The following is a 9,242-nucleotide window of genomic DNA, read 5'->3' on the forward strand; positions in this document are numbered from 1 at the left end:
TAAAATATTAATGATTTAAAATGTATGGAACTGCGGCATTTGCGTTACTTTATTGCGGTAGCAGAGGAACTAAATTTCACTCGCGCAGCGGAAAAACTGCACATTGCTCAACCTCCGCTGAGCCAACAAATCCAGCAGTTAGAAGCCGAGTTGGGTTTTCAACTGTTTCACCGCACCAAGCGGACGGTGCAGCTAACGGAAGCGGGACAGGTTTTTTTTGAGGAATCACAAAAAATTATGCAGCAAGTCGATCGCGCAATTCAACTCGGCAGACAAACCAGCCGCGGCGAACTCGGCCAACTAACTGTAGGCTTTGTGAGCTCCGCCGCCCACAATGTGGTTCCACCTATTTTGCAGGCCTTTCGCACTCGGTGTCGGGCCGTCAAACTCGAATTGCACGAACTCACGACAAACGAACAGTTGCAGCGGTTGCGGGAAGGGCGCATCGATCTCGGCTTCGTGCGCCCTCCAGTCGAGGAAGATGCCATAAATTCCGAAATCGTGTTTCGAGAACCTCTGATGGTGGCGCTACCAAAAACCCATCCTTTGACGGATCGCCCTTACGTGGAATTGCGCGAACTCTCAGGCGAACCGTTCATCTTATTTCCGCGTTCCCAAGCTCCGGCATTGTACGATGCGATCGTCAGTCTTTGTCAGCAAGCCGGTTTTTGCCCGATCGCCGGTCAAGAAGCGATTCAAATGCAGACAATTATCAGTTTGGTAGCGGCCGAGATGGGCGTGGCGATCGTCCCGGCATCCATGCAAAATTTCCAGCGCAGGGGGGTTGTTTACAAATCTTTGCCAGAATCAACCTGCATGGTGGCGATCGCCCTAATTTGGCGCAACCATCCTACGGCAGCGGTGCAGCGGTTTTTGGAAGTTGTCAGGCAAAGTTGCGGATTTGAGACTTGAGATTGTAGATTTTAGATAAACGGGTAATTTCACAAAGTTATCAAAACTCAAAGATTTTCTGTGCAACAACACCCTTAGAATGATTAATTGATACTCGGAGTGCGGATAACCACCGCCCTAAAAGTCGGCCAGATTCGACCTGAACAACTCAAAGTATCTCCATTCACATTCAGTACAAGAGAGCAAGGGATGGTATTGGCAACAGAAATGGATTCTTCCACACCGGAATCCGCTTTCGACTTATCTACTTACTTAGTCGAGCAAAAAAGGGCGATCGAGGTAGCTCTCGACAGTGCACTACCGGTGATCTACCCAGAGAAAATTTACGAAGCCATGCGCTACTCGCTGCTAGCGGGCGGCAAGCGCTTGCGTCCGATCCTGTGTTTGGCTAGCTGCGAACTCGTCGGCGGCACTACCTCTATGGCAATTCCGACAGCTTGCGCTTTGGAAATGATCCATACAATGTCGCTAATTCACGACGATTTGCCGGCAATGGACAACGACGACTACCGGCGCGGCAAACTGACAAACCACAAAGTCTATGGCGAAGATATCGCTATTTTGGCTGGGGATGGTTTGTTGACCTATGCTTTTGAATTTATAGCCAGTAAAACTCAGAACGTACCCCCCCAGCAGGTGTTGCAGACGATCGCCCATTTGGCGCGGGCATCCGGCGCTGCAGGACTCGTAGGCGGCCAGGTGGTTGACGTGGAGTCGGAAGGAAAAACAGATGTTTCTCTGGAAACTTTAAATTATATTCACGCTCACAAAACCGGCGCGCTGTTAGAAGCCTGCGTAGTTTGTGGGGGAATTTTGGGTGGGGCTTCGGCTGCTGATTTGCAGCGGATGTCTCGTTTTGCCAAGAATATTGGGCTGGCTTTCCAGATAATTGACGATATTCTGGATATTACGGCTACTCAAGAAGAATTGGGCAAAACTGCTGGGAAAGATGTTCTAGCAGGGAAAGTGACTTATCCGAGTTTGTGGGGAATTGATGAGTCTCGGCGCCAAGCTTCGCAGCTTGTTGCTGATGCTAAGTCTCAACTGGCAGTGTTTGGGAGCAAAGCTCTACCGCTGCTGGGGATTGCTGATTTTATTACAAGCCGCAGTAACTAGAAATACCAAACACTATGCAGGAAATTTGCAGCGGCATTTTAAACAATCATGTACTGATAGTGGCTTTGATCGCTTGTCTGGCGGCTCAAGTATTAAAGTTGCCGATCGAATTAGTCAAAAATCGTAAATTCAATCTTCGGAATTTAGTAACCACCGGCGGAATGCCTAGCGCTCATTCTTCCTTTGTCGGCGCTTTAGCCGCTGGTGTGGGACAAACGATGGGGTGGGAAAGTTCGGAGTTTGCGATCGCCACGATTTTTGCAATTATCGTTATGTACGATGCTGCTGGCGTCCGCCAAGCCGCCGGCAAACAAGCCCGCATTCTCAACCAACTAATTGACGAGTTTTTTGAGGAAGATCACAACCTAAATGAGGCTCGCCTGAAAGAGTTGCTGGGACACACTCCCTTTCAAGTGGTCGTCGGTTTGGGGCTGGGAATCGCGATTTCTTGGATTGCAGGGCCTGCCTATTAGTTAACAGTCAACTTTTAACTAATAACTGTTGACTGTTAACTAATTACTAATAACTATTGACCGAATTCTGCTTGTAGCAAGTCGTCGTTGTCATCGGCGATGGTGGCGACAATAGTAATAATTCTAGAAATTTCCCCGGCAGAGATTTCGGCGATCGTCCTAGTCGAGATTACTGCAACTTGATTGTCCACAATCGCAAAATGAGATTCCAAGGTAGACAGCCAATTCATTTCTAGAATTTTCCGCATTAATTGAGCTTCATTCTTTGCCGGCAACTGCAGTACAAAAGCCCAAACAGTCAAAGTATCATCTTCGGTTTCGCCGCTGAGTTGTACGAATACTTCGACGCTGCCGTACTTGAATTTCCAAAGATGCCCGCCAGCTTCATTTTTGCCCACCATGACTTTTTGGTCTACAGCCATGCTGGCAATCACAGTCTCAATTTCTTCTGCATAGGTGACTGCTGTAGCTTTTTCAACCTGGGCATCGGCGATCGCGCTTTCACTAGATTGGCTTTCTGCGGAAGCTGTTTGTATGTTCGGCTCGCTGTTAGTCATGATTAATATTTATAAGAAAAACTATTCCAACAATCAGTTTACTTCCTATTTAGGACTTACAAAAATACGACTCACTTACCAAAACCCTCATCAACCCGGTTTCTTGACAAAAACCGCTCCCCAAAAGGCTTCTTCCAGACAAAACATCGGAGTCAGAGCCTCCCATGTTGCGTCACCAAGCTTTTCCTGGTAACGAGTAGAACGAGTCTATTACTGGTTCCCAGGCTCTTCCTGGGAACCCATATCACTCTTGCTCTGCCTCCCTAGATGTTTAAGCCTTCGGTTTAGCCGCGGACTTCTTCTCAATGGTATTCATGCCGTTGAGGAACATCGGCACAAATTTCTCCACAAATGCCTGCGGGTCGCGGTTCCAGGCGCGCTGAGCCACATCGACTCTAGTCATTTGCAAGTCGGGGGCCAACAGAGTTGCGGGCAAGCGCTCCATCAAATATTGCGGGCGTTCCCACATCGGCATCGTGTTGGCAATATCTACCAAGCGGGTGACGCGGCGGAGTTCTGCCCCCAGCATAATATCCATTCCCGATTCAAATGCTGCTTGTTCGATCGCCACATACTTGCGTTTGGCCTGTTCCACCTTCTGACGGTGTTCCGGGCTTTTAGCAGCAATTGCGCCCAACCAGCGATTCCCCCAGCGGACGTGGCCTGCTTCTTCGGGAAAAATCTTTTCGATGGTTTCGCGAATTTTGATGTTTTCGTCGGTTTGAGGAGCCTTTTTCAGGGCGTGGATGTGGGCTGAGAAATACTCGCATCCCCGCTTCTCGGTGACATTAATCGCCGCTAGGGAAGAAATTACAAAATCTTCGCGGTCTTTGGTAGGGTCTTGTTGCTCGCTGTCGAACAACCTTTCAAACTCGTCAATGTAGGATACTCCCGGCGGCTTGCCCACATTCTGGCCCAAGTCTACCAGCAAGTCGGTAAGCCACATGGCGTGCTGCGCTTCGTCGGAGATGTGCCGGGAAAGATCGCGCACAAGTTCGGCCGGTTCGCCGTCTAGCTGCTCGATCAAGTCGGTGAGGTCTTTGCAACTGCGCTGTTCGCTAAACCGATAGCGGTTGAGGGTGATCAGGTGAATTTCGCGATCGCGCACCACTTGAGCTAAAATTTCGCGTGCTCCCATTGCGTTGCGGAGCTTGCGGGGATAGGCAACAGTCATGATTTTATGTTGTTTTGTAAAGATACCTATATAAGTGTAACGCAATTTTTCGGCTTGCTCATTCAATAAAGCAATGCAGAAGTTGGTTGTCAATCCCCAATTCCCAATGCCCTATTCCCAAAATTGATATCAAGTCTCAGTTGAGTCTGAAACCAGAACCGAAGCCGACTCTTGTTGAAATTTTTGTGCTTCCTCCACCTCCAATCTGGCCAGCGTACTCGCCGCATCCGCCAACTGCAAAGCCAAATTCATTCGACCAACTGGGTTTTTTTCCTTCCAAAGGTCTTTTGCCAAGAAATGCACTCGATAGCGAAACATTTTAATTGATTGTGATGGAATAACATTAGCTGTCATGGTTATAGTCTATCTTCAACAGTAGCTAGAATGCGAAGGAGTACCCGTTCCGGTTCTAGATAAACAAATGTCAGTATGATGACTCGATCTTTTTTGCCAATCGTGACATCCCATTTTGCAGATTGTGGTTCAACCTGTTCGTGCCTAACTATTACAGTATATTGTCCTGGTGCCAAGTCATCAAATCCCGCATCTGCCTCCATCAAAGCAACCGTTTCCTCGGCCAGTACCCGTCCGTCCCGATTCAGTAAAGTAATGAAGGCAATGCCATCAACTGAAGTCATGGCGACGTTATTTTGATTGCGAACCATCACAAAAATATCAGACATCGTTTGGTAATTGCTAATGGCTAATTGCTACTTTATACTGACAGCAGCATTTAACACACAAACCAGAATAATTACTGTGAATAATTTTAAGATTTTGTTAATTTTTACAGCTTTTGCAGCGGTGCTCGGTTTAGAAAAAAGTGGGGCGCTAGCTGCTGTCTCAAATATCTCTGAGACAAAGCCTTGCGTCCGGCTTCACAGTCTACAAATATCAGAAAAGAGCGATCGCAATTTAAGCAACTCAAAAGGTACATTAAAAGAAGGCAGTGCCCTCTCTGTCGATCCTGATGAAGTTACGGGCATACCAAAAGCTGAGGCGCGACAGCGTTTCATTTTGAATAAGATATATCGGGTTCAAGAAGGCACTACCGCTGACGATTTGTTTATTGTCGATGAGAAAGCAAATAAATGGGCCGTAGAGGATGTCTCGGACGCTACTGTGGGGCCTACCACTCACAGCGTAGCCCTCGTGGTTTCCGGTAACGGCAAAGTCTGGGCGCTAATACAGATGTTCTAAAATTTGGGACTTGGGAATGGGTAATATCATTTCCGGTAACACTCATACATGATGTTGACTGTTGACTGTTGACTGTTGACTGTTAAGAGGGCCCGCACTCACAGGCACCGCCCCTACTGACTGTTGACTCGATTTTATTATTCCGATGCAACCGTCCACGATATAATTGGGAATTGGGCATTGGAGTTCGCATTGATTAAATATAAAAAAATTCGCCTGCAAAGGCGACCTTTTTTAGAATCGTATCATGTTCGGTCGATCGCCCAAAATAAAAGTGGTTTGTAGTGAGGAATGCAAGTCCTTCGATTGTCAAGACTTGCATTCCTCGCCACAAACTCATCCGATCGCGATCGTTCGATTGCACATGATATCACACCTCAAAAAATGATAATTTTAATTTTTTTGAGGTGTGATTTTTAACTTATCTAACAGTCGTAGTAGAGAGAAAACTCGTAAGGGTGAGGACGCAACCGCATCGGGTTGACTTCGTTGTCGAGTTTGTAGGAAATCCAGGTTTGGATGAATTCTTCGGTAAATACGCCGGTTTCAGTTAAGAAACTGTGGTCTTTTTCCAAAGCTTCTAAAGCACCTTCCAAGGAACCCGGAGTCGAAGGAATCTTGCTCAATTCTTCCGGCGAAAGGTCGTAGATATCCACGTCCAAAGGTTCGCCCGGATCGATTTGATTCTTGATGCCATCTATGCCGGCGCACAGCATGGCTGCAAATGCTAAATAGGGGTTTGATGTGGCATCGGGACAGCGGAATTCTAACCGCTTGGCTTTGGGGTTGGTTCCCGATAACGGAATCCGTACTGATGCCGATCGATTTCCTTGAGAGTAAGCTAGGTTTACAGGTGCTTCAAAGCCTGGAACTAAACGCTTGTAGGAATTAGTCGTCGGGTTGGTGAGTGCCAAAAGTGCCGGGGCGTGCTTGAGAATGCCGCCGATGTAATGCAGTCCCATTTGACTGAAACCTGCATATTGGTCGCCTGCAAATAGAGGTTTGCCGTCTTTCCAAATCGACTGGTGAACGTGCATCCCGGAACCGTTGTCGTTAAACAGCGGTTTGGGCATGAATGTGATGGTTTTGCCGTATTTTTTGCCGACGTTTTTGATGACGTATTTGTATGTCATCAGATAGTCGGCGGCTTGTACTAATGTGGCAAAGCGGAAACCGAGTTCGCATTGCCCGCCGGTGGCGACTTCGTGGTGGTGTTTTTCGATAGGTACGCCGCATTTTGCCATTGTCAGCAGCATTTCCGTTCTCATGTCTTGAGAGGTATCGGTTGGTGCTACTGGGAAATAACCTTCTTTGTAACGCGGTTTGTAGCCGAGGTTGCCGCCTGGTTCTTCTTTGCCAGAATTCCAGCGACCTTCGATCGAATCTACGTAATAGTAGCCGGAATTTTGGGTTTGGTCGAAGCGAACGTCGTCAAAAATAAAAAATTCTGCTTCCGGGCCGAAGAATGCTGTATCGCCGAGACCGGTTGTCAGTAAGTAGTCTATGGCTTTTTGAGCTATGGTGCGGGGACAGCGATTGTACGGTTCGCCGGTGCGGGGCTCTTTGATGCTGCAAATGAAGCTGATGGTGGGTTCTGCCATGAACGGGTCCATCCAAGCGGTGGTCGGATCGATGACCATTGTCATGTCTGATTCGTTGATGGCTTTCCAGCCCCGAATGCTGGAACCGTCGAAGGGTATGCCGTCTGTGAAGGCGGTTTCGTCGATTTGGTCGTAGTACAGGGAAAGGTGTTGCCAGATCCCCGGCATATCGATGAATTTTAGGTCAACGATCTGGATTTTATTTTCTTTTATGTAGTTTAGGGCTTCTTGGGGTGTCTGGAACATGACTTACTCCTGATATTGGTGTGGTTGCTGGCGATTCCATAGCTGCAAGCTTCGCTAACGGCAGATTTCAGACTGTTTGGGCGATCGTAGGCCTTCAACTATCACTTTTTTGTAGCAAAAGATACAATAATTAAAAATTGATCCGATCGCGATCGGGCAGTTTGTGATTCTTATTTTGTCTGTGTTTCGGCTGTTTTTACAAAACGAACGGCTGAATTTTGCGGCTATTGGTCGGGGATTGACTGCCGATCGTACAAATCCTATCTCAAATCTTAATCAAAGGCCGATTTGTAGTAGTCTACAATAGGCGGTCTATCTCAGATAGCAAAGTATTGATAAAGATTTTTGGGAGACAAACTAATGCGCGATGCAGTGACGAGTCTGATTGAAAATTATGATGTTGCTGGCAGGTATTTAGACCGGGATGGTATCGATCGGTTGAAATCTTATTTTGCAACCGGCACAGCACGGGTACAGGCTGCTGCGGCAATCAACAGCAATGCTGCGTCAATTGTCAAGCAAGCTGGTATCCAGCTATTTGCCGAACAGCCGGAACTGATCCGTCCCGGTGGAAATGCCTACACGACTCGCCGTTACGCGGCTTGTCTGCGGGACATGGACTATTACTTGCGCTATGCTACTTACGCCCTGGTGGCTGGAAGTACGGATGTGCTCGACGAGCGCGTGCTGCAAGGTTTGCGGGAAACTTACAATTCTCTGAGCGTTCCCATTGGCCCTACGGTGATGGGGATTGGCATTATGAAGGAGATGGTTAAGGCTGAGGTGGAAGCTGCAGGCTTGTCTGTGGGGCCTTTCCTGGAGCAACCTTTTGATTACATGATTCGCGAATTGAGCGAACAAGATATTTAAGTCAAGCAAGCTCTTTCTTTTAGCAGAAAATTGCTTTTGTAGCTTGTAGGTAGCACCCTCTCGATCGCTTTTTTGGCATCACAGCCTCTAAGCGATCTTTTTTATTGGTTAAAAGTCGCCAACACATCCCCAGACGAGGCATTTGTCGAGGGGATTTTTGGTTTGGCGGCGATCGATTTGCTCGGTTGTTGTTACTTCTACTTCGCCGTTGGGATAAAGAATGTGGATGATGTTGCCGCTGACGAAGGCTAAGGGGTTTTCTTGACAAATAGTCATATTTCTGATAGGAAAGTTCATTGTTTTCATGCTCGATCGCCCTGATTGTGTGTGTGGCGCATTCCCCTTTATTTACATAATCCGCTACTAGCCAAAGTTTTTGTGTGATTCTAAGGAGGTATATCTGTGATAAAACTACACACAAAAAGCGATCTCAGTCACATCATGCAAGGTAAGGGGTCTCGCCCCGCAGCTCTCTCAAGCGCGGAAAAAACGGCAGCGGGCTCGTGGCGGTACTTCTGCTGGGAAAAGCAAAATAATCGCCAAAAATCCGCAGTCGGGTTTTTGCGTAAGTGGTAATCTGGTTACTGTCAACAACCGTGGCGTACAGATTAAAAACCTTGGCTAAACAACGAATAGACACTTTATTAGTAGACCTAAATTTGTGCGCTTCCCGACAGCAAGCTCAGGCATTGATTCGGACGGGGAAAGTCTCGATCGACCAACAGGTAGTTGACAAACCGGGCACTGAGGTTGACATTGCAGCAAAAATTAAGATTAAAGAGCGATCGCGCTACGTTTCCAGAGGCGGCGACAAACTAGCCAAAGCTTTAGAAGTGTTTGCGATTCCCGTAGCGGGCAGAATTTGTCTCGACGGTGGCATTTCCACAGGCGGCTTTACCGACTGTCTGCTGCAAGCCGGTGCAGCCCTCGTCTACGGCATAGATGTGGGCTACGGTCAAGCTGATTGGCGCTTGCGTAACGATCCGAGGGTAATTTTGAAAGAACGCACCAATTTGCGCTACATGACTGCTGCTGAGCTTTACGGCGAGTCACCCCCCCCAGCCCCCCCTTGTCCAGGGGGGGGACAAGAACA

Annotated in this window: 12 protein-coding genes; 6 read left to right on the plus strand and 6 right to left on the minus strand. The window is 47.8% G+C overall.

Annotated features, from left to right (window positions below):
* The first annotated feature begins 24 nt into the window (after positions 1-24).
* From AACV78_RS15700 to AACV78_RS15710, 3 genes are all read left to right on the plus strand, one after another.
* Positions 25-912, plus strand: coding sequence for a LysR family transcriptional regulator (locus tag AACV78_RS15700; RefSeq protein WP_194008602.1), 888 nt, complete (start codon positions 25-27; stop codon positions 910-912).
* A 189-nt stretch (positions 913-1,101) separates the two neighbouring features.
* The gene (gene crtE, locus AACV78_RS15705; protein WP_194008646.1) at positions 1,102-2,028 is read left to right on the plus strand and encodes a geranylgeranyl diphosphate synthase CrtE; all 927 of its coding nucleotides are present in this window, start codon (positions 1,102-1,104) and stop codon (positions 2,026-2,028) included.
* 14 nt (positions 2,029-2,042) lie between these two features.
* Positions 2,043-2,501 carry a divergent PAP2 family protein gene (locus AACV78_RS15710; RefSeq protein ID WP_194008601.1) on the plus strand — a complete coding sequence of 153 codons (459 nt, stop codon included), beginning with the start codon at positions 2,043-2,045 and terminating at the stop codon, positions 2,499-2,501.
* A gap of 53 nt (positions 2,502-2,554) precedes the next feature.
* Here the strand turns inward: AACV78_RS15710 and AACV78_RS15715 are convergent, their stop codons facing one another.
* The 4 genes from AACV78_RS15715 to AACV78_RS15730 all read right to left on the minus strand — a co-directional run bounded on the left by AACV78_RS15715 (position 2,555) and on the right by AACV78_RS15730 (position 4,915).
* Complete coding sequence (locus AACV78_RS15715) at positions 2,555-3,058, minus strand: YbjN domain-containing protein (protein ID WP_194008600.1); 504 nt, start codon at positions 3,056-3,058, stop codon at positions 2,555-2,557.
* Between the two features lie 271 nt (positions 3,059-3,329).
* Positions 3,330-4,325, minus strand: a complete 996-nt coding sequence (locus AACV78_RS15720; RefSeq protein ID WP_339383668.1) for a ferritin-like domain-containing protein — start codon at positions 4,323-4,325, stop codon at positions 3,330-3,332.
* Positions 4,326-4,361: 36 nt separating this feature from the next.
* A complete protein-coding gene (locus AACV78_RS15725) occupies positions 4,362-4,586 on the minus strand; it encodes a hypothetical protein (RefSeq protein WP_194008599.1) in 225 nt (74 codons plus the stop codon).
* Positions 4,587-4,588: 2 nt separating this feature from the next.
* Positions 4,589-4,915 carry a hypothetical protein gene (locus tag AACV78_RS15730; RefSeq protein ID WP_194008598.1) on the minus strand — a complete coding sequence of 109 codons (327 nt, stop codon included), beginning with the start codon at positions 4,913-4,915 and terminating at the stop codon, positions 4,589-4,591.
* Between the two features lie 16 nt (positions 4,916-4,931).
* Between AACV78_RS15730 and AACV78_RS15735 the strand changes: the two genes are divergently transcribed.
* Complete coding sequence (locus tag AACV78_RS15735) at positions 4,932-5,432, plus strand: hypothetical protein (protein WP_228042282.1); 501 nt, start codon at positions 4,932-4,934, stop codon at positions 5,430-5,432.
* Between the two features lie 425 nt (positions 5,433-5,857).
* On the opposite strand, the gene glnA is transcribed toward AACV78_RS15735, so the two are convergent.
* The gene (gene glnA, locus AACV78_RS15740; protein WP_194008597.1) at positions 5,858-7,279 is read right to left on the minus strand and encodes a type I glutamate--ammonia ligase; all 1,422 of its coding nucleotides are present in this window, start codon (positions 7,277-7,279) and stop codon (positions 5,858-5,860) included.
* 360 nt (positions 7,280-7,639) lie between these two features.
* Here glnA and apcB point away from each other — a divergent pair, with 360 nt between their 5' ends.
* Positions 7,640-8,149 (plus strand): allophycocyanin subunit beta, encoded by a 510-nt coding sequence (gene apcB, locus AACV78_RS15745; protein ID WP_194008596.1) that lies wholly within the window; start codon positions 7,640-7,642, stop codon positions 8,147-8,149.
* 108 nt (positions 8,150-8,257) lie between these two features.
* Here apcB and AACV78_RS15750 read toward each other — a convergent pair whose 3' ends face one another.
* The gene (locus AACV78_RS15750) at positions 8,258-8,446 is read right to left on the minus strand and encodes a hypothetical protein (RefSeq protein ID WP_228052067.1); all 189 of its coding nucleotides are present in this window, start codon (positions 8,444-8,446) and stop codon (positions 8,258-8,260) included.
* 320 nt (positions 8,447-8,766) lie between these two features.
* On the opposite strand from AACV78_RS15750, the gene AACV78_RS15755 reads away from it, so the two are divergent.
* On the plus strand, positions 8,767-9,242 hold a 476-nt coding region (locus AACV78_RS15755), incomplete at its 3' end, for a TlyA family RNA methyltransferase (protein WP_194074311.1).

This window comes from Tychonema sp. LEGE 07196 (assembly GCF_963890365.1).
Lineage (GTDB): Bacteria > Cyanobacteriota > Cyanobacteriia > Cyanobacteriales > Microcoleaceae > Microcoleus.

Excerpts from the sequence above, each read along its gene's own strand:
- AACV78_RS15700 (WP_194008602.1), top strand. The coding sequence starts at position 25 with ATGGAACTGCGGCATTTGCGTTACTTTATTGCGGTAGCAGAGGAACTA.
- crtE (WP_194008646.1), top strand. The coding sequence starts at position 1,102 with ATGGTATTGGCAACAGAAATGGATTCTTCCACACCGGAATCCGCTTTC.
- AACV78_RS15710 (WP_194008601.1), top strand. The coding sequence starts at position 2,043 with ATGCAGGAAATTTGCAGCGGCATTTTAAACAATCATGTACTGATAGTG.
- AACV78_RS15715 (WP_194008600.1), bottom strand. The coding sequence starts at position 3,058 with ATGACTAACAGCGAGCCGAACATACAAACAGCTTCCGCAGAAAGCCAA.
- AACV78_RS15725 (WP_194008599.1), bottom strand. The coding sequence starts at position 4,586 with ATGACAGCTAATGTTATTCCATCACAATCAATTAAAATGTTTCGCTAT.
- AACV78_RS15730 (WP_194008598.1), bottom strand. The coding sequence starts at position 4,915 with ATGTCTGATATTTTTGTGATGGTTCGCAATCAAAATAACGTCGCCATG.
- AACV78_RS15735 (WP_228042282.1), top strand. The coding sequence starts at position 4,932 with ATGGCTAATTGCTACTTTATACTGACAGCAGCATTTAACACACAAACC.
- glnA (WP_194008597.1), bottom strand. The coding sequence starts at position 7,279 with ATGTTCCAGACACCCCAAGAAGCCCTAAACTACATAAAAGAAAATAAA.
- apcB (WP_194008596.1), top strand. The coding sequence starts at position 7,640 with ATGCGCGATGCAGTGACGAGTCTGATTGAAAATTATGATGTTGCTGGC.
- AACV78_RS15750 (WP_228052067.1), bottom strand. The coding sequence starts at position 8,446 with ATGAACTTTCCTATCAGAAATATGACTATTTGTCAAGAAAACCCCTTA.